17 protein-coding genes and 4 tRNA genes are annotated in these 24,116 nt (G+C 44.7%); 13 read left to right on the top strand and 8 right to left on the bottom strand.

The window, feature by feature from the left end; translation table 11 throughout:
• Window positions 1–181: 181 nt before the first annotated feature.
• Window positions 182–1,186, top strand: a complete 1,005-nt coding sequence (gene add / locus NI389_RS09515; protein ID WP_308359539.1) for an adenosine deaminase — start codon at window positions 182–184, stop codon at window positions 1,184–1,186.
• Between the two features lie 19 nt (window positions 1,187–1,205).
• Here add and NI389_RS09510 read toward each other — a convergent pair whose 3' ends face one another.
• The 3 genes from NI389_RS09510 to ubiD form a co-directional block, all read right to left on the bottom strand.
• On the bottom strand, window positions 1,206–1,610 hold the full coding sequence (locus tag NI389_RS09510; RefSeq protein WP_308359538.1) for a CBS domain-containing protein: 405 nt from the start codon (window positions 1,608–1,610) through the stop codon (window positions 1,206–1,208).
• 146 nt (window positions 1,611–1,756) lie between these two features.
• Entirely contained in the window at window positions 1,757–2,470 is a 714-nt protein-coding gene (gene fre / locus NI389_RS09505) for an NAD(P)H-flavin reductase (RefSeq protein WP_308359536.1), read from the bottom strand.
• Window positions 2,471–2,529: 59 nt separating this feature from the next.
• Window positions 2,530–4,002 carry a 4-hydroxy-3-polyprenylbenzoate decarboxylase gene (ubiD, locus tag NI389_RS09500; protein ID WP_308359535.1) on the bottom strand — a complete coding sequence of 491 codons (1,473 nt, stop codon included), beginning with the start codon at window positions 4,000–4,002 and terminating at the stop codon, window positions 2,530–2,532.
• A 318-nt stretch (window positions 4,003–4,320) separates the two neighbouring features.
• Between ubiD and NI389_RS09495 the strand changes: the two genes are divergently transcribed.
• On the top strand, window positions 4,321–6,924 hold the full coding sequence (locus tag NI389_RS09495) for a sensor domain-containing protein (protein WP_308359533.1): 2,604 nt from the start codon (window positions 4,321–4,323) through the stop codon (window positions 6,922–6,924).
• 47 nt (window positions 6,925–6,971) lie between these two features.
• On the opposite strand, the gene NI389_RS09490 is transcribed toward NI389_RS09495, so the two are convergent.
• Both NI389_RS09490 and NI389_RS09485 read right to left on the bottom strand, forming a co-directional pair.
• The gene (locus NI389_RS09490; protein WP_308359531.1) at window positions 6,972–8,363 is read right to left on the bottom strand and encodes a M20/M25/M40 family metallo-hydrolase; all 1,392 of its coding nucleotides are present in this window, start codon (window positions 8,361–8,363) and stop codon (window positions 6,972–6,974) included.
• A 76-nt stretch (window positions 8,364–8,439) separates the two neighbouring features.
• A complete protein-coding gene (locus tag NI389_RS09485; protein WP_308359529.1) occupies window positions 8,440–9,024 on the bottom strand; it encodes a DNA-J related domain-containing protein in 585 nt (194 codons plus the stop codon).
• Between the two features lie 74 nt (window positions 9,025–9,098).
• Here NI389_RS09485 and NI389_RS09480 point away from each other — a divergent pair, with 74 nt between their 5' ends.
• Window positions 9,099–10,664 (top strand): tetratricopeptide repeat protein, encoded by a 1,566-nt coding sequence (locus tag NI389_RS09480; protein WP_308359527.1) that lies wholly within the window; start codon window positions 9,099–9,101, stop codon window positions 10,662–10,664.
• Window positions 10,665–10,699: 35 nt separating this feature from the next.
• The gene (locus NI389_RS09475; protein WP_308359526.1) at window positions 10,700–11,956 is read left to right on the top strand and encodes an ATP-binding protein; all 1,257 of its coding nucleotides are present in this window, start codon (window positions 10,700–10,702) and stop codon (window positions 11,954–11,956) included.
• Here the strand turns inward: NI389_RS09475 and NI389_RS09470 are convergent.
• Together NI389_RS09470 and NI389_RS09465 are read right to left on the bottom strand one after the other, a co-directional pair.
• Window positions 11,933–13,204, bottom strand: coding sequence for a methyl-accepting chemotaxis protein (locus NI389_RS09470; RefSeq protein WP_308359524.1), 1,272 nt, complete (start codon window positions 13,202–13,204; stop codon window positions 11,933–11,935). The two genes, NI389_RS09475 and NI389_RS09470, sit on opposite strands and share 24 nt — an antisense overlap.
• A gap of 97 nt (window positions 13,205–13,301) precedes the next feature.
• Window positions 13,302–15,152 (bottom strand): M1 family metallopeptidase, encoded by a 1,851-nt coding sequence (locus NI389_RS09465; protein ID WP_308359522.1) that lies wholly within the window; start codon window positions 15,150–15,152, stop codon window positions 13,302–13,304.
• Between the two features lie 124 nt (window positions 15,153–15,276).
• Here NI389_RS09465 and murB point away from each other — a divergent pair, with 124 nt between their 5' ends.
• From murB to NI389_RS09420, 9 genes are all read left to right on the top strand, one after another.
• On the top strand, window positions 15,277–16,281 hold the full coding sequence (murB, locus tag NI389_RS09460; protein WP_308359520.1) for a UDP-N-acetylmuramate dehydrogenase: 1,005 nt from the start codon (window positions 15,277–15,279) through the stop codon (window positions 16,279–16,281).
• 3 nt (window positions 16,282–16,284) lie between these two features.
• Window positions 16,285–17,289 (top strand): bifunctional biotin--[acetyl-CoA-carboxylase] ligase/biotin operon repressor BirA, encoded by a 1,005-nt coding sequence (birA, locus tag NI389_RS09455; RefSeq protein WP_308359517.1) that lies wholly within the window; start codon window positions 16,285–16,287, stop codon window positions 17,287–17,289.
• A gap of 12 nt (window positions 17,290–17,301) precedes the next feature.
• Window positions 17,302–17,997 (top strand): type III pantothenate kinase, encoded by a 696-nt coding sequence (locus NI389_RS09450; protein ID WP_308359515.1) that lies wholly within the window; start codon window positions 17,302–17,304, stop codon window positions 17,995–17,997.
• Between the two features lie 124 nt (window positions 17,998–18,121).
• Window positions 18,122–18,197: transfer RNA gene (locus NI389_RS09445), tRNA-Thr, on the top strand.
• 26 nt (window positions 18,198–18,223) lie between these two features.
• Window positions 18,224–18,308, top strand: a tRNA-Tyr gene (locus NI389_RS09440).
• 41 nt (window positions 18,309–18,349) lie between these two features.
• Window positions 18,350–18,424, top strand: a tRNA-Gly gene (locus NI389_RS09435).
• Window positions 18,425–18,435: 11 nt separating this feature from the next.
• A tRNA-Thr gene (locus tag NI389_RS09430) sits at window positions 18,436–18,511 on the top strand.
• A gap of 137 nt (window positions 18,512–18,648) precedes the next feature.
• Complete coding sequence (gene tuf, locus NI389_RS09425; protein WP_308359513.1) at window positions 18,649–19,833, top strand: elongation factor Tu; 1,185 nt, start codon at window positions 18,649–18,651, stop codon at window positions 19,831–19,833.
• A 147-nt stretch (window positions 19,834–19,980) separates the two neighbouring features.
• Window positions 19,981–20,577: a hypothetical protein gene (locus NI389_RS09420; RefSeq protein WP_308359511.1), complete on the top strand. Its 597-nt coding sequence runs from the start codon at window positions 19,981–19,983 to the stop codon at window positions 20,575–20,577.
• Between the two features lie 131 nt (window positions 20,578–20,708).
• On the opposite strand, the gene NI389_RS09415 is transcribed toward NI389_RS09420, so the two are convergent.
• The gene (locus tag NI389_RS09415) at window positions 20,709–24,023 is read right to left on the bottom strand and encodes a methyl-accepting chemotaxis protein (protein ID WP_308359509.1); all 3,315 of its coding nucleotides are present in this window, start codon (window positions 24,021–24,023) and stop codon (window positions 20,709–20,711) included.
• Between the last annotated feature and the right edge of the window lie 93 nt (window positions 24,024–24,116).

Below are 24,116 nucleotides of genomic sequence, written 5' to 3'. Positions count from 1 at the left end.
TTGTCCGTCCAAGCTAAGTAAAGGTAAAAAGCGGTGTTCAGGCACCGTTTTTTCGTTTAATAACGATTTGGCTTATCCGCTTGCACTTCTGGCTATCACAGTCAACAATGGACAGATGTCCTTGAAATCTTTCGCGAGGTGCGTATGATCCGCGAAATTTTACCAAAAAACTGAGTGCCTTATGATAAATCCAAACCTTCCGTTACTCGACCTTCACCGCCACTTGGATGGCAATGTGCGCGCAACGACCATTTTGGAACTAGGGCGTCAGTTTAACTTGGCGTTACCGGCGGCGGATGTTGATGGACTGCGTCCTCATGTTCAAGTAATGGACAACGCCCCCGATTTGATGTCTTTTCTTGCGAAACTGGATTGGGGCGTCAAAGTCCTTGGTGATTATGATGCTTGTCGGCGCATTGCGGTTGAAAATGTCGAAGACGCGAAAGCACAAGGGATAGATTACACCGAACTGCGCTTTAGTCCTTACTATATGGCAATGAATCACAATCTACATCCGCAAGGTGTTGTTGAAGCCGTGGTGGATGGCATTAAATCGGCGTCTCACGCTTTAGGGGTAAAAGTAAATCTTATTGGCATCATGTCGCGTACCTTTGGCGTCGAGAAGTGCATTGCAGAATTGGACGCTATCCTTGCACACAAAGAAGACATGGTTGCGGTGGATTTGGCTGGTGACGAAATTGGCTTTCCGGGAGAATGGTTTGAACCACATTTCAAGCGAGTGCGTGACGCGTACCTTGGTGTAACGGTTCATGCCGGTGAAGCAAAAGGCGCAGAGAGTATTTGGCAGGCGATCGAGCAACTTGGCGCCACGCGAATTGGCCACGGTGTAAATGCGATTCACGATCCAAAACTAATGGACTTTTTACGCGATAAACGAATTGGCATTGAGTCGTGCCTCACGAGTAACATTCAAACGAGTACCGTTAAAACGTTAGACAGCCACCCGCTAAAACGTTTCCTTGATCACGATATTCTTGCTTGTATTAACACGGATGACCCTGCGGTTGAAGGCATAGAGCTTCGACACGAGTTTGAAAATGTTGCCGCTTTAGCTGGACTGTCTGCCAGTGATTGCGATAAAGCGCAGCGAAACGCACTGGAGATTGCATTCCTGAGCGCGGATGAGAAACAAGCGTTGCTTACCTTGGCGGCAGCCCGTCGATAAATTTATGCTCTAGAGCTGCTTAGTGACATGAGCAGCTCAAATAATCTTGCTTTAAAGCATGGATCACGCGTCCGCGAGTCACCAAACCAATCACTTTACCGTTCTCGACAACGGGGTAAATTTTGGGTTTATTTCCATCCATTAACTGAGCTAAGTCGACAACATTCATTTCTGGCGATACTGACAACGGTTCAGTTGACATTAAATCTCCCACCGCGAGCTGTCCGTTGCAAAAATAGCTATTGTCTAGCAATGGTTTGAGCATTTGTTGTTCCGAGATAAAACCAATTAAGTAACCCGCTTGGTCAATCACTGGGGTGCCAAACACTCCATAGTTGTTCATCGCATCCAGTGCTTGAGTAAGCTCCATCGAAGCAAAGACGTGCGGAAATTGTGTGGTCATGATTTGTTTAACTGTACGCATAGTAGACTCCTTTATTGGAAGGATATCGTTTTCGATGTTTACAGTATGGGAAGAACAAAATTATTAATAAAATGGATTATTTGGATTGATGTGATGGGTTTTATCAATCGATCACCGTGATTAGCAATCGATTGATAAGAAATCAATTACTTGATGAAGGCGAACGCATCAGCAAATAAATTTTCACGGATAGCCCCTTTCGTTAGAAAGTCATCGCGGACAATACCTATCATGTCGAAGCGGCCCGCCATATACACTTGATACGGTTCAAGAGAGACGATGTCCGCCATAACCGCGTGATGTACATAGCCGATATGGCCTTGCCATTCACCTTCCGGTGTTTCTACCACAGGAATGAATTGGAAATTGGGACGACGCTTCGCCCATGCTTCCATTTCCTCTTTTGCATAAAGCGCCGACTCGACTTTCACACCCCAATAGACAAAGACGGGTTGATCGTAGTTAATTTCGGCTAAATGGTCTGCAATCGATTTAACGTAAGAAAATCCAGTGCCACCGGCAAGCAAAATTGTTGGCATGCTTGGTGTTTCGCGTAAATGTGCATTGCCTAAACCGACTTCAATAGTAACAGTCTGATTTGCTTCATGAGCCGTTTTCAAAAATGCTAAGGCTTGCATCGCATAGGAATCAACAGCACCAGCGCCAATATGCAACTCAATTAGGTTGGTTTGCGACGGTTTGCTGGCAATTGAAAACGCGCGTTTGTCTTTCTCAGCTAAGACCACTTGCAAATATTGTCCGGCTAAAAATGAAACGGGTTGTTCAGGTGTAAGCTCAACCTGATATACAAATTCTGTGAGCGGTGCAATGCGAGTGACCGCTGCTTGTAGTGTTTGCATGCTTTACCTATAAAGTTGCACATTGGACGCGAATGCCGCGCACTGTATCATAATTTGCGCTATTTGGGCAAAATACCGAGACTATCCCAAATCTCATCAACGCGCTGTTTGACTTGCTCATCCATCACGATAGGCGTGCCCCATTCTCGATCCGTTTCGCCTGGCCATTTGTTGGTTGCATCCATGCCCATTTTTGAGCCAAGTCCCGACACTGGCGAGGCAAAATCAAGGTAGTCTATCGGTGTGTTTTCAATCAATGTAGTATCACGCGCAGGGTCCATTCGTGTTGTGATTGCCCAGATGACGTCATTCCAATCTCTAGCATTGACGTCGTCATCACACACAATCACAAATTTCGTGTACATGAATTGGCGCAGGAAAGACCAAACACCCATCATTACGCGCTTCGCATGCCCTGGATACTGCTTTTTCATCGTGACCACAGCCATACGGTATGAACAACCTTCCGGTGGGAGATAAAAATCAACGATCTCAGGGAACTGTTTTTGCAATATTGGTACGAACACTTCGTTCAATGCCACGCCCAAAATAGCGGGCTCATCAGGTGGACGACCGGTGTAAGTGCTATGATAAATCGGGTCTTTACGATGCGTGATGTGCGTCACTGTCATCACTGGAAAGTCATCTACCTCGTTGTAGTAGCCAGTGTGGTCGCCATACGGCCCCTCAGGCGCCATTTCGCCTGGCATGATGTACCCTTCAAGCACGAATTCGGCACTTGCAGGGACTTGCAGGTCATTTGAAATGGATTTAACGACTTCTGTTTTGCTGCCGCGTAAAAGGCCCGCAAACGCGTATTCGCTTAGGGTATCAGGAACCGGTGTGACCGCACCTAAAATTGTGGCAGGATCCGCGCCCAAGGCTACTGAAACCGGATACGGCTCACCAGGGTGTTTTTCGCACCACTCAAGAAAATCAAGTGCACCGCCACGATGAGATAACCAACGCATAATGATTTTGTTTTTACCGATGAGTTGCTGGCGGTATATTCCAAGATTTTGTCGTTTCTTGTTTGGCCCCCGTGTAATGGTTAAACCCCACGTGATCAGTGGCGCCGCATCGCCAGGCCAACAATGTTGAATCGGCAACGTGGACAGATCGACGTCATCGCCTTCTATCACAACGTCCTGACATGGTGCCTTTTTGAGTTCTTTGGTTGGCATGTTGAGCACCTGTTTAAAAACAGGTAACTGACCGAGTGCTTCTTTGATGCCTTTTGGCGGTTCTGGTTCTTTTAAAAAGGCTAAGAGCTTTCCAACTTCGCGTAGTTCGTTGACATCCTCTTGCCCCATACCCATCGCAACACGTTTAGGGGTGCCAAATAGATTCGCGAGAACAGGGACTGAGTGACCTATGGGGTTTTCAAACAAAATCGCAGGGCCGCCAGCGCGTAGCGTACGGTCAGCAATTTCGGTCATTTCCAAATAGGTCGATACAGGCTGAGTAACTCGAACAAGCTCACCTTTGTCTTCGAGTAAAGCAATAAAATCACGTAAGTCTTTATATTTCATAAGCAGCACATCTCTTTTCTTGCGTGCTATTGTAGCAACTCCTGACAAAGACGGTAGTCCTATCCATTGAGTTGATGGCGAGAATCTAATAGCTTGCTACACTTTGTAACACGTCTGAATAAAACCATTGTGCCTTGATACCAATCACATTTATGCTCTATTCATGTTCGGTTCTGACCGTTGCTCAGTTTGGCAAGACAATCGGTATTGTTTGATATTGCGCAATATGCAGTTAGTGTGAGTTGATAGGATTGTAGCCTTTATGGTGTTAACCATTTTTCTGAAGAGTCTGTTTTTAGCCAGTGGTAGGGTTGAGGCTTGAATAAAATCATCGCGAGTATCCTGATGCTCTTGGTTTGTGTATCGTCCTGGGCGATGCCAATTCCTGAACAAGCGTTTTCAAATCACAGTGCAGTCATGCTCATTATTGAGCCTTCGACAGGGCGAATCGTAGAAGCAAACGACGCTGCTGCGATGTTTTATGGTTACGATTTACCCACTCTGACTTCACTTAAAATTCAACAAATCAATCAACTTACACCTGAACAAGTGGCGGCGGAGCGAAAAGCGGCGGTGTCAGAAGGGCGAAACTATTTTATTTTTCAACATCAATTAAAAAGTGGTGAGATCCGCACAGTACAAGTGTTTTCAAGTCCTTTTGCAGTGCATGGGCAAACGTTGTTGTTGTCCGTTATCCAAGACATAAGTGCCCAGCGAAATTTGCAGCAGGAACTTTGGCATTATCAGGAAAACTTGGAACAGCAAGTTGCGATGCAAACTCAAGCCATCGAAGAAGCCGACGCTGTAAAATGGGTGTTAATGTACGTTGTTCTGGTCATGATGATTGGCGCATTAGTCATCGTCATATTTATGGCGTTTCGACTCAGAGAGGCAAAACGAAAAGCGGAACACGACAGTTCGACACTTCGGGCTATCTTTAACGCGTTTGACGATTACTTAGTTTTTACGGATGAACATCACGTTATTTTGTCAGGTAATCAACGAGTCCATCAGGCATTCCCAGAAAATTGGGTGGGTAAGGTGTTGTGTGATTTTGTCGATTGTCCTGAAGGTATGTCACTTGGTGATAATCAGGTTGCAGAACTGATGGTGAAGTTGGTTGATAAGTCGTTCCCTGCTGAAATTCGCTGTGAAGCGGTAAATGATAGGCATGGTAAACAACAAGGATTTTTGTACATCATTCGCAATATTCAAGCACGCCTAGAAGCCGAGCGAGAACTGCGTTTAGCCAGTACAGTGTTTGCGACGACCAATGAAGGGGTGTTGGTGTCTGATAAACAAAATCGCATCCAACTTGTCAATCGAGCCTTTACGGAAATAACGGGTTTCGAACAACATGAAGTCATGGGTCAAACACCTGATATTTTCAGTTCAGGTCGGCATGACACAGCCTATTTCACTCAACTCTACGACACATTAAATAAGCAAGGGCATTGGGAAGGCGAAATTTGGAATCGTCGCAAGAATGGTGATATTTACCCAAGTTGGTTAACGGTGTCTGCTGTCTTCTCGGATAGTGGCGATATTGAAATGTACGTGGCGCTTTTTAACGACATCACCTCTCGCAAGAAAAATGAACAACTGATGTGGCAGCAGGCAAACTATGACAATCTGACGGGGCTCGCTAATCGCCACCACTATCACAATAAATTCGACCAAGAAATCCTGCGCGCACAGCGAGAAGGAATGCGTCTGGCGATTTGCTTTATTGATTTAGACCGTTTCAAAGCGGTTAACGACACGCTCGGTCACCATATTGGAGATCTGTTACTGATTGAAGCAGCGAATCGCATTAAAGCCTGTACCCGGAGCTCAGATACGGTTGCTCGGTTGGGTGGGGATGAGTTTGCTTTGTTGTTACCGGACGTGAATTCGATTGCTGATATCGAAAAGATCGCAAGTAAGGTACTTAAAGCGTTGAGCAGCCCATATAGTTTGGAAAGCCACGAAGCGTTTGTGTCGGGAAGCATGGGAATCACGTTGTTTCCTGATGATGGCACAGATCGAAAAGTGTTACTGCGTAACGCAGATAGTGCGATGTATAAAGCCAAAGAACATGGCCGAAATTGCTTTCAGTTCTACACATCCGCGATGCATGAACATGCAAAAGCGCGTAGCCGGTTGGAAGGTGCATTATATAAAGCGCTTATTAATAAAGAACTTTCAATTAATTATCAGCCGATTGTTGATGGCCAAGGGAAATTAAAAGGGGCAGAAGCCTTGTTGCGGTGGTATTCACCTCAGTTAGGTCATGTATCACCCGCCACGTTTGTTCCTGTGAGCGAAGAGTTGGGGCTTATTGTCGCGATTGGCGAATGGGTGTTGTACCAAGCCTGTGCGCAAGCAAAAAGTTGGCGTGAAAAAGAAAACGCGGACTTTTTTATTACAGTCAACGTCTCCAGTACGCAGTTTAAGCGACAAGACATTGCTTCCTTAGTGGCGAAAGTGCTACGTGATACGGACCTACCCGCACATTGTTTGACTCTGGAAATCACAGAAACGGTCTTAGCTGACAATACGCATCATACGTTACATCAGTTAATGGCGCTGAGGGAAATGGGCGTGGAATTAGCAATAGATGATTTTGGCACCGGTTATTCTTCTTTGAGTTACTTGAAACGTTTCCCGCTGACCAAATTGAAAATTGATCGCGAGTTTGTTCGTGATATTCCGGACGATCCTGAAGATTGCGCCTTAGTGAGTGCAATTATTTCAATGGCCGCGAATTTGAACCTAAAAGTCATTGCGGAAGGGGTTGAGACACAGGCCCAGTTTGAATATTTACAATCACTTGAGTGTGATCTGACACAAGGTTATTGGCACAGCAAACCGCTAAATGTGGAAGCAATGAATCGTTTGTTGCAAACCAGACGTACTATGCTGGGTGAAGAACAAAGTTAAAAAAGAGGTAAGTCGTAGACTTACCTCTTTTCTAGTCAAGGAGGTGACTATTTTGCTTTAATGGTGTTTTTGGCATCTGCTGCCATAAAAGCAAAAATTGCGTAGGCCGCTGTGTTTTGGCGTAGCTTCTCTGGGTCAACTTTATCTAAAGTATCATCCGCGGTGTGGTGGTAATCAAAGTAGTCCGTACCATTTTGATCAAGTCTAAATACGGGAGCAGAACCGGCCTGTTTGAAAGGAATTAAGTCTGGCCCACCATGCGCCTCATTCTTCCCAATATAGGTGATGTTAAGCGGCGCGAGCTCTTTAGCAATAGCTCGGACAATCGGTAGGGATTGAGCGTGTACATTTGATTCAAAAGCGTAAACTTGACCTGCGCCAAAGTCCGATTCTGCAGCGGCGACAATGTTGTTGAGCGATTTTGCATTTGCTTTAAAGTAGGCTTTTGCGCCCCATAGCCCTAATTCTTCAGCGGCAAACAGCACAACGCGCACGCTGCGCTTTGGACGTTTTACATCTTTAATGAGTTTGGCCGCAGCCATAGTTAATGCAACACCGGCCCCGTCATCTAAAGCACCAGTGCCTAAATCCCATGAATCTAAATGGCCACCGATTAAGACATATTGCTCTGGTGTTTCGCTACCCGTAATTTCACCAATAACGTTGTAGCTTGTGCCTTCACCTAAATCTTCGGTGTGTATGTTCATGTCAATGTTGACGGTATGACCCATTGAAATCAAACGCTCAAGTTGATCGGCATCGGGATTGGCAACCGCAGCAGTTGGGATTTTGGTGACTCCTTCGTCGTAATGACTGCCACCAGTATGAGCAAAGCGATGGTGACCTGTACTTACAGAGCGCATGATGTATCCGACCGCTCCTTTCTTAGCGGCTTCCACCGCGCCTTTATTGCGAGCCTTTACTGCAGGACCGTAGCCGTTGCCATCAATGTCACGATTCATACGGTAATTAATAAACGCAATTTTACCGTTGAGGCTATTCTCTGGCGCTGCCACTAGCTCTTCAAATGTTTCAAATAGAACGACCTCGCCTTTTAGTCCCGCTTTTGGAGTACTTACACTGTTGCCTAAAGCGGTGATATGAAGCGGTTGATGGCTTGGAAATGTAATACTTGCTGATTCGTGATAGCGACGCCAATTTGGGAACGTTGCAGGCTCAACCCAAACCTTGTCAAAGCCCAGATTTTTGAATTGCTTCTGTGCCCATGCGACGGCGAGTTTGTCATTTTCGGTGCCGGGTAGACGAGGACCTATTTCCGTGGTTAAGGAGCTTAAAATCTGCCAGCTTAAATCGCTTTGCATTGCATTTGTTCTAAGGGTATTGACTTGATTTAGTTGCTCGTTCGTAAATTCTTGCGCACTTACGTTGGTGCACAGTAAGGCACATGTAACGGTAAAGAGAGAGAGTAGCTGCTTCATAATTCCCAAGTATTGTTAGACTGTTCACAAGCAGACATTGTGGCAAATGCACGCAATGAAATAAATTAAAAACCGTTTAGTTGTCTAAATTTGCGACAAAGGTTTTTAGTAGTTGATATTCATGTTCAAGACGTTGAAATATACTCACATCGCCCGTTGTTCTATCTGGATGAAACTCCAATGCGAGCGCTCGCCATCTTTTTTGTAGTGCTCGATGCGTCAAGGGAGTGGGGAGTGCCCAACGGGAATGTATGGTATCTAGGGAGATGTCGGTGCAGAGCATTTGCTGTTGAAACGCCATATTTTGCCAAAATTGGTCAAATAAGGCATTGATTTCTGCCTCCGACGTGTCGAAGTTAGTCCAGTCAGCGTAGTATGCCTCGAGTGGATCTGCAGAACAGAGTGTTAACTCAGACGATGGCAGTAATTCAATGTTCAAGGTGCTTATCAGCAGCGACCACCCTTCTTGTTGCAATTGAGCCCGAAGTTGAAATAGGGCATTCATTATTAAGAAGTTTTTCTTGAATAGATCGCGCTGTGGATTATCATCTTGGGTTGTGACTACGCCACGATTCTGCAGAGCGTCGTACAATGAATGAATTTTGAAGGTTTTTTGCTCTAAAAGTAGGTCAAAAATTGGCTCGCATAGGGGGTTATACATTGTTCCGATTCAGGAGTTGATGTATGTTGACCTTAGCACACTCGTACTCATACGCAATGCGGAATGGACTCAGAATGAACGGCACAATAAAAAAAAGAACAATTGCGCTAAAAATCAAAGTGACTCTGATGTTGCTCCTGCTCAATTTTGGTCTCAGTGCAGCCGAAAGTACTTTGCTATCGACGAAGCTGGACGCTTTTTTTGCGCAGTCTGAATGGCCTCAAACCCAACATGATGGGGAGTCGATTCTGCTTGAGCAAGCGCCAAATGTTGAAACAACCAAAGCCATTCTCAAACACATCGCCATTACATCGCTAAAAGCAGGCGAATTTACGCAAAGCAATCCATATCTAGTCCGTTTGCTCAAACTCACTACCTCCCCAAACGATGAATATCGCTTTTTTGCCCAGAAAATGCTGGGCGTTAGCGCGTATTACCTAGGCGATTATAAAACTGCAACAGCACAATATAAACAGGCGCTGGAAACGGCAAAGCTGCGAAACAAACCGTTAGAAATCGCAAGTATCGAGAGCAATTTGGGGCTGGTTTACAGCGATGTGAATCAGACATCTTTGTCGTTGAAACACTATCTTGCTGCACAAAAACTCTACCAACAATTCGGTACCGACCAAGATAAAGCGGATATGTTGCTTAACTTATCGAGTGCCTATACTCGCCAATCTCGTTTTGATACGGCGGCAAAAATGTTGGAACAAGCCGCTTCGATGTACGAGCAACTCGACTATCCGGTTGGGCAAGCACTTGCCAAAGCCAATTTAGGCGTCGTGATGTCTGAAATCGGTGAGCTACATAGTGCAAGAAACTATTTTCAGCAGGCTATCGACTATTACACGCAAATAGAAGATGAGCGAAATCTTGCAATTCACTATGGAAATCTTGCTAACCAAAGTATCCGAGAGCATGATTTTGAGCAGGCAGGAAATGAGGTGCTTCAAGGACAATATTATGCAGAGAAAGCCAACAATGATGCTGCGCTTCTTTCTGTTTTGGTGCCATTTGCAAAGTGGCAGTTACAAAAAGGAGATTTGGATAAGGTCCACGATACCATTAATCAAATAGACATGCTGTCGTCGAAATTGGAAGACCCACTAAAAAAAGCGGATGGGCAAGCACTCGCGAGTCTCTACGCCGCTGCAACCGGTGATTTCAAAAAAGCGATTGTAGAGCTAGAAGATTTTCTCGCGAGCCATCGTCATTTGCAAAATAAAGCCCTATTGCAGCAGCTTGAAGATTTTGAAGGTAACTTTGCAGCCCAACAGTTATCACAAGAAGTCATTGAACTAAAACAACAGCAAACGTTGCAGTTACTTGAAATGACTAAGAGTCGTCAAACATTTGCTATAGCTGGTTTATCAATGGTGCTGTTACTAACCGCTTTTGTGGCATGGTATATTCGAAATCTTGAACGTACCGCAAAGCTAAAATTAGAAAAAGAAGTGGAAACCCAAACGGAAGTATTGCAAAGCGTTGCTCGAGATTTGCGTCGATCCGACAGTGTAAAAAGTCAGTTCCTTGCCAATATGAGCCATGAAATTCGTACACCGCTTACCGCCATTCTCGGGCATGCTCAAATATTACAAGACATTGCAGCCAATCACCCTGAGATAGGGGGAGTGTAGCCGTTATTCAAAACCAAGGAGCTCATTTACACGAATTGATTAATGACATCTTGGATTTGAGTCGGATTGAAGCTGATCAGCTACACATCCAAAAATCAGACTTTGATTTGGTGGTGTTGTTAGAAGACTTACGCGCGCTGTTTGACGTGACCGCTCAAACGAAGGGACTGGAGTTGGATTTCGAACATTCGCTGTCACAGCCTTTTTGGATCCGCGAGGACTATGTACGCCTTAAGCAAGTCTTAGTTAATTTGCTTGGGAATGCCTTGAAATTTACAGAGAAAGGTTGGGTGAAATTATCCATTTCGATGTCCGATTCACGACTTTACTTTGCAGTTGATGATTCAGGAATTGGCATGAAGCCTGAGCAGCTAGAGGTAATTTTTGATAGTTTTAAGCAAGGTGATGAGAGTATTACACGTCGTTTTGGGGGCAGTGGCTTGGGGCTAAGCCTTTCGCGACAGCTCGCCGAAATGATGGGCGGGGATATTCGCGCTTCAAGTACCTATGGTGTAGGTAGTCAATTTGTACTTAGCATGCCACTTTGTCGTAGTTCTTCCTTAGACAGTGATATTGTGTCTTTGCCTTCCTCTTTTGCGAATACCTCAATACGACAAAATAAGTTAGTCGGAACGGTTTTAGTCGCTGAAGATCACCCTGAAAACAGAGCGCTTGCGGTACGCTTCTTAACGCGATTTGGTTTAACGGTGATTGCTGCTGAAAACGGTAATGAAGCGGTTGAGTTGGCACTGCGCGACTTTCCAGATGTAATACTCTTAGATATTCAGATGCCTGAACTTGATGGGCTCAGTGCAATGCACCTGCTGCGCAAAAGCGGCTACATTGGCCCTATTTTCGCCTTAACGGCCAATGTATTATCACACGAAGTGGATCGTTATTTAGCAGAAGGCTTCACAGGCCATTTGGCGAAACCATTTGATAGCCATATGATGTACAACGTTTTGGCGCAGGTGCTTGATAACAGTGATAAGCAAGCGGAAAAATCATTTGAAGTTGATTTAAGTGATTTGAAGATCAGTTTCATCAATGGCTTGGAAGAGGACCGAACTCACTTAATCACACTGTATGAAGCGGATGATTGGGAAGGTATCCGTACGCTGTGCCACAAACTGCAGGGGGCCGCAATGACGTTTGGCTTTGCCGAAATTGCTTCAACGACGGCACAATTTGAGCGTGCTATTGCCACAAATGACCACGTACATTTTCAAGACTATTATCTCATCTTATGTGACGAACTCAGCCAGTCATTAAAACAGCTCAATGTCTCCTGATGAAGGAATGGATTGAGGGGCTGCCTTACTCTCTCCTGCGTTGTGGTGATTTTCACGCTGTTTCAATTGTCTTGGATTTTTGTCAGGAGCGGGAAAGGTCACCTTGAAGAGTGAAAGCTTTTCTTGAATACTCTGTGCAAGCGCTAATAAATCTAAATTCGACACGACTTGAATTCGGGATGTAGAAAGCGCATCGGTATTCAGTTCAACCATCGCATCAATGCTTATTTGAGCTTCGTCAGAAACTTGTTGTTGCTCATTAACCTGACCATGGATGATTTTCGACATATTACTGATGTCGACCATGGCCGCTTCAATGTGATCGACTTCTTTGGTCGACGCTTCAGACAACTGTACGGTGCGATTGGTATCTTCCAAAGCCGCCTGCATTGATTGGTTCGCTGCATCCGTACCCGCTTGAATTTTATTAACCATTACACGCACTTCTTGCGTGGACTTACTAGTGCGTGCCGCTAAGTTTCGGACTTCATCCGCGACTACCGCGAAACCACGACCTTGTTCCCCAGCGCGAGCTGCTTCAATCGCGGCGTTGAGTGCCAGCAAGTTTGTTTGCTCAGCGATAGCATTTATCACGTCGATAACCGATGTTATGTCGTCGCTGTCTTTTTTCAATGTAATGATTTGTTCACTGGTTTTTTCAATGTTCTTTGCAAGTTCAACTAAGCTGGCCTGACTTTTGGTTGTGTCCGATCGCGTTTGTTGGACAGCTGATGTCGCAGATAGCACGGATTCGTGTATTTGCTGCAAGTTATTGTCTAACTCGCGGGATGCTGAGAGCATACGACCAATACAATTTGCTAAGTCCTGACCATGAGAATGTTGGATAGTGGCTTTTTGTGTCATTGAAGCGTAGGTGTCACGTAAGTCGTCAGCCATAGGAGTAAGGCGGCAAGAGGAATTGTGTACTTCGCCGATAATATGCTCTAGGGTCAACAGGCTGGCATTAATAGCAAAACACGCTGGAGGTAGGTTCTTGTCTGTTTCGTCGAAACGGAAAGTCAGATCGATGCCTTCAGGAGACGATAAGGCATTTATAAGGTCGTTCAGCAAGCTTTTAGATCGCACCGTACGTTGTATAAGGTATTGTACCAAAAACGCTGCGGCTATAGGTGTGGCGATAATGAGCACTATCCACACGGAGGTTTGTTCTTGAAACCACAAATAGCCCGCGCCCAATATTAGCCACTGAAAAATGACCCCTAACCACACCGGTCTCGCCAAACTCATGTAGATTCTCCATAAAATAACTCATTTATTTATAGCCTAGATGATTGGAATATGCGAGCGATAAAAAAAGAGGCCGAAGCCTCTTTTCTAATCTATGTTATTGATTAAACATATCATCCAGCGTTCCTTGCGCCAGCGGGTGGTAACCTGGACGCGCGTTTAGGTACACCTTTTTCGCCCAGTCTTTCTTACCATTTTTAATCAGAGATTTGTATAACGGTACGATTAACTTACGGCGGCCAATGTGCGTTAAGTGCTTGTCTAATGCTGGATAAATTGCATCATAGCCGTTGCCAACGCCTAACATAAACCATGCAAATGCAATTTCAGCATTGCTGGAGTTCGTTAGATTGAAGGTTCCGTCTAGTTCAGCCATTTTTGCTTTGCTTAAATCACGAGGTAGATTATTGATGAAATGCAACCACTCGTGCACTATCCATTGTTTCGCTGGTAAATCACTTACCGCTTTGTCACCGGATAGCCAAGCTTTAGATTCGGCATCCACTTTGTCAAAGACATCCGATGTTGGGTTTGGCGCATCCGCAGGTAAGCCTGGCTCGTGGATCCATTCATGGATTTTTTCTTTAGTCACGATACCAGGGTATTTGTTAATCAGATTTTCTGATAAATACCCTTCAAAATCAGCTGTGGTTACAGATTTAAAGGAGAACGCTTTGAAGTAACCTTTGACAAACGGGTCAAACTTATCGCGGCCAAATTTTTCTTCTAAGTAGATTAAGAATAGCTGCCCTTTGGTGTAAGGCACTGAGCTAAAGGCATCATCTGGATCGCGACCATGCAATTCTAAGTTCAATCGTGTATCTGGCGCTGCGATTTGCGTCAGCAATTCTTTTAAGCCTGCTGTATCAAGTGCTTGTTCCATCACCGCTCGTTCGCGACCGTACACTTCTTCCATAATACGGTTTTCAACGTACGACGTGAAACCTTCGTTTAGCCACAAATCTTCCCACGTTGCGTTCGTCACTAAGTTACCAGACCACGAATGCGCAAGTTCGTGAGCAATGAGGTTAACTAAACTACGATCACCAGCCACAACGGTCGGTGTAATGAATGACAAACGTGGGTTTTCCATGCCGCCGAATGGGAAACTTGGCGGCAGCATTAATAAATCGTAACGACCCCACGCATATTGGCCATACATTTTGCTTGTGCGGTCGATCATGGCTTGAGTATCCGCAAACTCCCATACTGAGGCATCGAGAATTTGAGGTTCAGCAAAAATCGCCGTTTGGTGCGACATTTCTTTGTAATCTAAGTTACCTGCACCAATTGCGATTAAGTAAGGAGGGATAGCCTGTGGCATATCAAAGAAATAGTCACCATCTTTGATAATCGCGCCAGTATTGTCAGCGCTCATTACTGCTCGCACGTCTTCAGGCGTGTGGATACGCGCTTTATACGTAACACGCATCGCCGGGCTGTCTTGTACTGGGATCCAGCTACGAGCATGGATCGCTTGTGACTGGCTGTACATAAATGGATGCGTTTTGCTTGCGGTTTGTTCAGGTGTTAGCCATTGCAGACCTGACGCTTTAGGTTGGCTGTTGTAGTACACGCGTACTTTTTTTGCTTGTTCTTTGAACTGGATGGTGAGTTTTGACCCTTTCACATCATCACGCTGTGCTAAAGTAAACTTGGCCGGATGCCATGTGCCGTCTTTACCTTCATATATAACACGATGAATGGATAAATCACGTGTATCGAGCACTAATGTTCTTGCCTTTGCGTTTTTCCACTCTAACGTGTGCTCCACGAAACCTTCTAGCTCTTTGTCTGGAAAGTCAACGTTGAGGTCAAGGTACAGATGAGTAGAAACAACTTCATCTAGGTTTGCATAAGTATGCTGATCCGCGACTTGGGCGAATGCGTTAGTACTTAGACCAACACCAGCAAGCGCTAGGCTAAGCGTGAGCGTAGACAGTTTCATTATGTATTCTCGTTTTAGTTAAGACTGTGAATTTATAGCATGTCAGCGACGAAGATGACATCCTGATGCGTTAAACATGGTGATAAGGTAAACTAAGCTCAATTGCGAATCGGAAAAGTCACTTGTGCCTAGTTTAACCTCGTATCATACCTTTGCGCTGCCAGCATCCTGTCAACGTCTAATTGAAATAACCGATGTAGATGAGTTACGCACCCTCGATATTAAAGAACCTTTTTGTGTCTTAGGGGAAGGGAGTAATACCATTTTTATCGAAAATTTTGCGGGCAGTGTCATTGTCATGAAAACCAAAGGGGTCCACATTGAGCCTCGCCAAAATGATACCTTCATTCGAGTTGCCGCGGGTGAAAACTGGCATTTGCTTGTAGAAAAATTGGTCGATATGGACATCGGAGGTCTTGAAAACTTAGCATTGATTCCGGGAACGGTTGGGGCTGCACCAGTACAAAATATAGGTGCTTACGGTGTGGAACTGGCTCAATTTGTAGAATACGTTCAAGGCTACGATTTGAAAACGCAAGAAATGCGCAAATTATCGAATTCGCAATGCCGGTTTGGGTATCGAGATTCGATCTTTAAACATGAATTAAAAGAGCGTTTCATTATTACGGAAGTCGGCCTTGCGTTACCCCATCATTGGCAACCAAATTTGAGTTATGGCCCGCTTGCGGCACTGTCGTCACAGAGCATCTCAGCGAAACTCCTCTTTGAAGAGGTAATCGCTATTCGACAAAGTAAATTACCGGATCCCGAGATACAGCCTAATGCAGGTAGTTTTTTTAAGAATCCGGTGGTCAGTGGGACGATAGCGTCAGCACTGCAAAGTCGTTTTCCGGAGATGCCCAGTTACCCTGCAGGCCCGGAGCAAACAAAGTTAGCGGCGGGATGGTTAATTGAGAAGGCGGGTCTAAAAGGTTTTTCATTAAATGGTGTACAGGTTTATGAAAAGCAAGCATTGGTGCTTATCAATCAAGAACATGCCAGTGGGGATGCCCTAAAAGCAATGATTGAAGTCATTCAAAGTAAAGTAAAAGCGAAATTTGGTGTGAACTTAGTTCACGAGGTACGACTAATCGCCGCGACAGGTGAAGTGGCTTTGAGTGTGGAGTAAAGCATGCTAAAAGGACTCGAAGGCAATAAATTGCGGGTATTAGAAGCGTTGAACCAAGGCGGGTTTGTGTCTGGTCAAGCGCTTGGTGAACAACTTGGTATTAGCCGCACCGCCATCGCTAAACATATTGCGTCACTGCAAGAAATGGGTATTGATATTTTTACCGTGAGTGGCAAAGGGTATTGTCTCAATCAAAGCTTGCCGCTTTTGAATCCACTTCAAATTAAACAAGAACTTGAAAAAAAGCCGCACACCCATTCAAGTATTGAAGTTGTACCGGTCATCGATTCCACTAACACCGAATTAATGCGACGTGTACAGCAAGGGCAATATCCAGCGCAAGGGCATGCACTCCTTGCTGAAATGCAGCAAGCAGGACGTGGACGTCGAGGTAAGGTATGGCAGTCACCATTTGGGGCTAATCTGTATTTGAGTTATTACTGGCGTTTGGATGATGGTATTCAAGCCGCAATGGGGGTGTCTATCGTGATCGGCCTTGCGGTGTATGATGCGCTGAATAAATTGTATGGCGTATCGGTGCAACTAAAGTGGCCGAATGATGTTTACCTCGATAAAAAGAAATTGGCCGGCATTCTGGTCGAAGTTGATGGTCAGGTTGAAGGTCCGTGCCACTTAGTGATTGGTGTGGGGATAAATTTGATTATGCCAGAGTCCATAGCCGCAGCTATTGATCAGCCATGGCAAGATTTATCCTCAAAAGTGGGCAGTATTAATAAGAATCAGCTTGCGGCAACGTTAATTGATTGTATTACGACGCGACTCATGCAATATCGTCGTCAAGGAATTAAGTCGATGGTGGCACAGTGGAACAATCTGAATGTATACGCAGGGCAACCTGTTTCGCTCAGTACAGGGCAACAAACGTGGCAAGGTATTTGTGAAGGGATTGATGAACAAGGCGCAGTGATGTTACGCCAGAATGGTGAGGTGAAAGCCTATTACGGCGGCGAGTTATCGCTTCGGCCGATAAATTCGTTTGAACGTTAAGCGAGTGAAAGCATGAATCTTTATGTCGATGTAGGTAACACAGCGCTGAAAATGGCGTTGGATAAAGGCGATTCGGTTGAGTCAGTGTCTTTATCGGCAATTCCATGGGCGCAAATAAAGGCGGTTGTCGTTGGGCAGGTGGGTAAGCGAGAGCTTCTCTCTGATCTCATTAATGCAGCAAAGACTCACAACGTAGGTGTTGTGGAAGCGAACGTGTCGCCAACACTTAAGCAATTGAAATGTGGTTATGCGCTGTATCAAAACTTAGGTATTGATCGCTGGCTTGCTGTCATAGCTTGCCATTACTTATATCTAAATGAAAATGTCATTATTGTTGATTCAGGTACTGCAACAACGGTTGATGGACTCACTGCTGCTGGACAGCATCTTGGTGGTTGGATTATTCCTGGGTTAGATATGATGAGTGACAGCTTAACTCGTCATACCCAGAAGGTCTTCAGCGATTTAGAAAGCCCATTTGCAATGGAATTTGGCGTGAATACACCGAATGCGGTGAAAAATGGCAGTCTTGTGAGTACATTGGGCTGTGTTGTGCTTGCCAAATCACAGTACTTCCAAAAAGAAGGATGCAAGGTTGTTTTTACCGGAGGTTACGGCGCGTTGTTACAAAAACACATTGAAGACGCCATATTTGTAAAAGATTTGGTTTTACTCGGACTGAAATACTGGCACCAAAATCAAGGATAATGATTGTTTTTAGGGCGATTTGTTCTAATATTGAGCGCTTGAAGCGAAATTTACGATTTTTTTTCAGATTCTTGTTGCATCACGTAAATCGTTGCTCTATTATCCTGCCCCGTAGTGAAGCAGTGCCGACTTAGCTCAGTTGGTAGAGCAACTGACTTGTAATCAGTAGGTCATCCGTTCGACTCGGATAGTCGGCACCATTTTGCTTCCTAAAAGACTTTTTCGTGGAGGGGTTCCCGAGCGGCCAAAGGGATCAGACTGTAAATCTGACGGCACTGCCTTCGATGGTTCGAATCCGTCCCCCTCCACCACTTTATTACGACGGTTAGAGGTAGTTTAACAGGTTCCTAAAGCGGGCATCGTATAATGGCTATTACCTCAGCCTTCCAAGCTGATGATGCGGGTTCGATTCCCGCTGCCCGCTCCAGTTTCTGGTGTGCTGATATAGCTCAGTCGGTAGAGCGCACCCTTGGTAAGGGTGAGGTCCCCAGTTCAACTCTGGGTATCAGCACCAGATCAAGAATCTTCCAAAAAACTTCCTTTTAATTGTCTCATAAAAAGTTAATACTAACGTTTTAGAATAATCGTAGTCCGCGCTAAGTGGATTATTTTTATATGTAATCTAGATCTACAAAACTGATAGGTTCCGTCATGGCAAAAGAAAAGTTTGAACGTTCGAAACCGCACGTAAACGTAGGTACAATCGGCCACGTTGACCACGGTAAAACAACTCTAACTGCAGCAATCTCTACTGTTCTAGCAAAAACTTACGGTGGTCAGGCGAAAGACTTCGCGTCAATCGACAACGCACCAGAAGAGCGTGAGCGTGGTATCACAATCAATACTTCACACGTAGAATACGACACACCAGCGCGCCACTATGCGCACGTTGACTGTCCAGGACACGCTGACTACGTTAAGAACATGATCACTGGTGCTGCACAGATGGACGGCGCTATCCTAGTAGTAGCTGCGACTGACGGCCCAATGCCACAAACGCGTGAGCACATCCTACTTTCTCGTCAAGTTGGTGTACCATACATCATCGTATTCATGAACAAATGTGACATGGTTGACGACGAAGAGCTTCTAGAGCTAGTAGAGATGGAAGTTCGTGAGCTTCTTTCTGAGTACGATTTCCCAGGTGATGACCTTCCACTAATCAAAGGTTCAGCACTTCAAGCACTTCAAGGCGATGCTGCTTGGGAAGCGAAAATCATTGAGCTTGCAGAAGCACTTGATTCATACATCCCAGAGCCAGAGCGTGCAATCGATAAGCCATTCATCATGCCTATCGAAGACGTATTCTCAATCCAAGGTCGTGGTACAGTAGTAACAGGCCGTGTTGAAGCTGGTATCATCCGCATCAACGAAGAAGTTGAAATCGTAGGTATCAAAGATACAACGAAGACAACTTGTACAGGTGTTGAGATGTTCCGTAAGCTTCTAGACGAAGGTCGTGCGGGTGAGAACGTTGGTGCACTTCTACGTGGTACTAAGCGTGACGAGGTTGAGCGTGGTCAAGTACTATGTAAGCCTGGTTCAATCAAGCCACACACGAAATTCACTTCAGAAGTATACGTACTTTCGAAAGAAGAAGGTGGTCGTCATACTCCATTCTTCAAAGGCTACCGTCCACAGTTCTACTTCCGTACAACTGACGTAACTGGTAACATCGAGCTACCAGAAGGCGTAGAAATGGTAATGCCTGGTGACAACATCAAGATGACTGTTGAGCTAATCTGCCCAATCGCGATGGACGAAGGTCTACGTTTCGCGATCCGTGAAGGTGGCCGTACAGTAGGTGCTGGTGTTGTAGCTACAATCATCGAGTAATAGATTAGTCATAATCTAACTTGGTAGAAAAAGGTCGCTTAGGCGACCTTTTTTGTTTTTTGAACTTAGTAAACTTGCATTTATTTTTAGTAATCCGACTAATCGCCAATCGTAGAAATTCATAAATATCTATATACTCGCAACATAATGCCAAAAGGAATTACAGTAATACACGAGAGAAACGCGGTAGTCAGGTATTTATTCCAAGAAAAGTACGATGCTTGTGAAATCTTTATGTCCAAAATCACGGGATATTCAAAAAGCCAAATTCAAAAATGGTTAATTGGAGAAGTTATACCAAGCAAATACACACTAGACATTTTGACTATGTGTGTTTACACGCCTGAATTTACAGTTGTTGAAGAGTTTTTTGAAATCGACCAAACTGAACCAATCAAAACACAGCTGAATACAATGTATAAAGGACATGAAGATCGTAGTGGGGTTTACGCATTTTATGATTCATTAGCTACTTTGCTGTATGTAGGTAAAGCTACAAATCTATTGCGAGAAACCTATTCAGCACTAATGAGAGAAGATGTAGTCGAGTTCCCATCCGGCATTGCAAATAAACCCCTCAAGCGTTTTAACTTGGTAAAATATATTTCGGCCTACGATGTTGGACTAAACGGGCATTGGGATTATCCAAAACACGTCGAATCGTTAATTCTCCGTATATCGAAACCAACATTAAACAAGCAAATTGGCGTTTTAGAAAAGGCCTACCCTGTGGAAGTTGATTAATGCAATCAAGGTCTCTCGTTTATTTCACCCCCATTGAATAGCAAATAATAATCCGCGCTCCAATGTAAGCGCTTGGTTGAGCGTAGCCATCCAAACTGAACGGCTACGTACATGTTAACCCATGCCCGTCCTTAGGCATTGTAGGTGTGAAGTAGTAATTCAATATCTGCAGGAGGTTCATAAATTTCCCCCGGCATACCACCAAGTTTGAAATAAGCCACTTGTTTTTTCATTTCAGCGGCTTGTTCTGACATTTGTCTTGCCGCAGCCATTGTTTCTTCTGTTACGGCAGAGCTTTCTTGTACGATGGCTGACAGCCGTTGAACCACTAAATCCACTTCTTTGATAGACTGTTGCTGAGTTTGCGTGCTTTCACTTATTTTGCAAATACTTTGGTTGACCATGCTTACCGCGGAGACAATTTGGTTTAGCTTGTCACCCGATTGATTTGCTCTGTCGGTGCCCAAAGCGACTTTTTGGTTACTATTGGCGATAATATTTTTGATTTGTTTCGCAGAGGCAGCTGACCGACTAGCTAATTCTCGAACTTCATTTGCAACGACAGCAAAACCTCGACCATGCTCACCCGCACGCGCCGCCTCCACTGCTGCGTTTAACGCGAGTAGGTTAGTTTGAAATGCCAGCGCATCAATGACGGATACGATTTCATTGATGTCTTTTGATGCACTATTGACCTCATTAATTGCGTTGACCGTTTCGCTGGAGAGAAGGCCGCCTTCTTCAGCAATTTCTCGTGCATTTTCAGATAATTTCACTGCACCACTGGATTGGTTGGCTACCTCGGTAATTTCGTCAAGCATATTACCTGTACTCGCGCTTGCTTCTTCTAAGTTGGCCGCCTGTTCTTCCGTTCGTTGGCTTATCTCCGTATTACTTTGCGCAATTTCTTCCGCACTTTGTGACACGATTTCTGACGCGGTTTGAATTTCACCAATGATTTCGGTTAACTTGGCTATCGTACGGTTCATGTCATTTTGCAGTGTTGCAAATACGCCGAGGTAACTTCCCTCAACATTTAGGGTCAAATCACCGGCTGCAACGGCCGATAGTACGTGTTGTACTTCCGAAATGGCAGAAGCAATATCCTTGGTTGCGGTGTTAACGTCACTTTTCATTGCAGCGAGTTGGCCTTGCAGGTCTGATTCAATTTGTACGCTGAAATTGCCTTGGCGCATAGCCGCCATGACATTTGCAAGCTCGGCAATTACAGTATCTAACGAACCGACAGAGCGGTTGATGTCTTGCTTAAGTACATTTAGCTGGCCTTTCATTGGGAGTTGTATATCGCGATCAAAACGCCCGTGACTGATTGCCATCATCACGTAAGAAACTTCACTCAGTGCTTTATCTAGCTCTGAAATCGACGTATTGATGTCGCTTTTTAGTGTCGCAAGCTGACCTTTTGCATCACAATTGACACTTTGTTTAAAGTCGCCGTTGCTCACGTAAGACATCACTTCACTAATGTTAGAAAGGATGTTTGCAAGGCCAGACACACTAAGGTTGATGTCTTGTTTTAACAACTCCAGTTGGCCATTTAATTCAAGCTCAACTTGTTCATTGAAGTTGCCCTCTCTGATTGCACTCATTACGCGTGCTATTTCGCTGACCGCCATGCTTAAACTGGCAACCGAGTTGTTCACGGACGATTTCAGTTGGGCAAATTGACCCGCTGCTTCAATGTCTACGCGACGGTTGAACTGGCCGTTTTCTAAGTCTTCCATTACCTCCACAATCGCCCCAATGGTTGAGTCTAACGTTGAGAGAGTATGGTTTATGTTCCGTTTTAAAGTGGCCAAATCCCCCTCTAATGCCGAAGTAATCGGCTGGTCAAATTCGCCCTTGGTCATGGATTGCATGACGCCATTAATTTCTTCCATCGCTTGTTCTAACGACTGAGCGCAGTGGTTGGTGGCATTTTTTAGGGTATCAAGTTCGCCTTTGCATGAAACATTTATTCGGTGCGAAAACTCTCCTTTTGCCATGTAATTCATAACTCGGTTGGTTTCGGAGATTGAGCTCTGTAGTGCATCAAGTAAGCCATTGAATGCGATAGCAGACGAACCAATTTCGTCTTGAGAAAGAATTTTCGTTCTTATTGAAAAATCACCTAGGGCCTCAACTTGTTTCATGGTGTTAACTAACTCATTGACAGGCACGACGAGCCGTTTCGCAAACCAATAGGCGATGAAAGTGATTAAACATATCGAAACGATGAGCACACTGACCAATTGATAGGTTAATTGGTTTACTGCAGCAAATGCTTCAGCTTCATCCATTTCAGCAATCAGTGACCAACGAACGCCCATTACATCGATCGGTCGAAATGCAGATAGCACTGGGTTGCCGTTGTAATCAGCAATTATACGGTTACCGCTTTCTCCTTTTTGGCTTAATTGGAACGACGTGGTGCTGATGGTGCCCAACTCTGGGTGTTTAAATGAGTTTATGACGGAGTGATTGAGCGGGTCGAGATAAGAGTCCGAACGCATGAGTCCATCCGCACCGACTAAATACGTTTCACCCGTTTCACCCAACCCTTCACGTTGTTTCATAATGGCATTCAACGCATCAATAGAGAGTTGTACGATAAGTGTGGCGGTAACCTGTCCATTCACGATAATTGGCGCAGCAACAAAGCTTGCAGGGGTGTTATATGAAGCTTCATAGCGTTCGTAATCGACAAAATAGGCTTGATTGTAATTCGTTAACTTTTTGCCCTCGTCAAATGCTTTTGCAAGTGGACTATTTGCAAAAGGGCCTGTTGCTAATGAAGTGCCGAAGTCGACTTCTTTGTACACCGTGTAGATGACATTAGACGTTTCATTATCAACAATAAAAATATCATAGAAATGATAGGTTTTAGCGATTTCTTTGAAATAGTCGTGATAGGCGAAATGCACAAAATCGTAACTGTCACCTAACGGGCTTTCTAGTAATTGGTGTTTCTCGCCTATCGGATGTGGATTATCCACAATATAACGAGTTTGCAATGCGATTGCTTTTGGAGACAGAGTGCCGATGTCGATATTCAACGGTTTGGCGTTGGGGTTTTCTTGGTGATATCGAGGGAGGAAACTGTCATGATAAAATCGTTCCAATTCGTCTTTAGACTTTACAGCTTCAACGTCTTTATATGCGGATTCAAAGTCCTGCGCTGCCGAGGCAACATAGGGGTTTGCAACTAGAGCATGCACTTTTTGTTTAATTGCGGTGAAATGGCCTTCAACGGCACTGCGCTTGATCTGTCCCACAGCGTCTAATTGGTCGTAGACCTGTTGCTTCATCGCATGTGATGAACCATAGAGTGCAATTGCGATCACGATTGCCATAGGAATAAGAGAAACGAGCAAAAAGGCGACGATTAGTTTTTTAGCTAGGTTAGCTTGTCCGAATAACCCTGATTGGCGAGTAGAATCCATCATAACTTCCTTTTAAATGTGATGAGTGACCCAAATGCTAGACAAACGACCCTTAAGCAATTTACGTAAAGAAGGATGTTTAGCTGAAATTCGGGT

It is taken from the genome of Pseudoalteromonas xiamenensis (assembly GCF_030994125.1).
In the GTDB taxonomy this organism is placed as follows: domain Bacteria; phylum Pseudomonadota; class Gammaproteobacteria; order Enterobacterales; family Alteromonadaceae; genus Pseudoalteromonas; species Pseudoalteromonas xiamenensis_B.
This window is presented reverse-complemented; position numbering and strand designations above follow the sequence as displayed.

What these genes read in the sequence shown, in the direction of transcription:
- tuf (WP_308359513.1), top strand. Translation starts at nt 18,649, where the DNA reads ATGGCAAAAGAAAAGTTTGAACGTTCGAAACCGCACGTAAACGTAGGT.
- NI389_RS09415 (WP_308359509.1), bottom strand. Translation starts at nt 24,023, where the DNA reads ATGATGGATTCTACTCGCCAATCAGGGTTATTCGGACAAGCTAACCTA.
- NI389_RS09485 (WP_308359529.1), bottom strand. Translation starts at nt 9,024, where the DNA reads ATGTATAACCCCCTATGCGAGCCAATTTTTGACCTACTTTTAGAGCAA.
- NI389_RS09420 (WP_308359511.1), top strand. Translation starts at nt 19,981, where the DNA reads ATGCCAAAAGGAATTACAGTAATACACGAGAGAAACGCGGTAGTCAGG.
- NI389_RS09510 (WP_308359538.1), bottom strand. Translation starts at nt 1,610, where the DNA reads ATGCGTACAGTTAAACAAATCATGACCACACAATTTCCGCACGTCTTT.
- NI389_RS09470 (WP_308359524.1), bottom strand. Translation starts at nt 13,204, where the DNA reads ATGAGTTTGGCGAGACCGGTGTGGTTAGGGGTCATTTTTCAGTGGCTA.
- NI389_RS09490 (WP_308359531.1), bottom strand. Translation starts at nt 8,363, where the DNA reads ATGAAGCAGCTACTCTCTCTCTTTACCGTTACATGTGCCTTACTGTGC.
- birA (WP_308359517.1), top strand. Translation starts at nt 16,285, where the DNA reads ATGCTAAAAGGACTCGAAGGCAATAAATTGCGGGTATTAGAAGCGTTG.
- fre (WP_308359536.1), bottom strand. Translation starts at nt 2,470, where the DNA reads ATGCAAACACTACAAGCAGCGGTCACTCGCATTGCACCGCTCACAGAA.
- NI389_RS09465 (WP_308359522.1), bottom strand. Translation starts at nt 15,152, where the DNA reads ATGAAACTGTCTACGCTCACGCTTAGCCTAGCGCTTGCTGGTGTTGGT.
- ubiD (WP_308359535.1), bottom strand. Translation starts at nt 4,002, where the DNA reads ATGAAATATAAAGACTTACGTGATTTTATTGCTTTACTCGAAGACAAA.
- add (WP_308359539.1), top strand. Translation starts at nt 182, where the DNA reads ATGATAAATCCAAACCTTCCGTTACTCGACCTTCACCGCCACTTGGAT.
- NI389_RS09450 (WP_308359515.1), top strand. Translation starts at nt 17,302, where the DNA reads ATGAATCTTTATGTCGATGTAGGTAACACAGCGCTGAAAATGGCGTTG.
- NI389_RS09480 (WP_308359527.1), top strand. Translation starts at nt 9,099, where the DNA reads ATGAACGGCACAATAAAAAAAAGAACAATTGCGCTAAAAATCAAAGTG.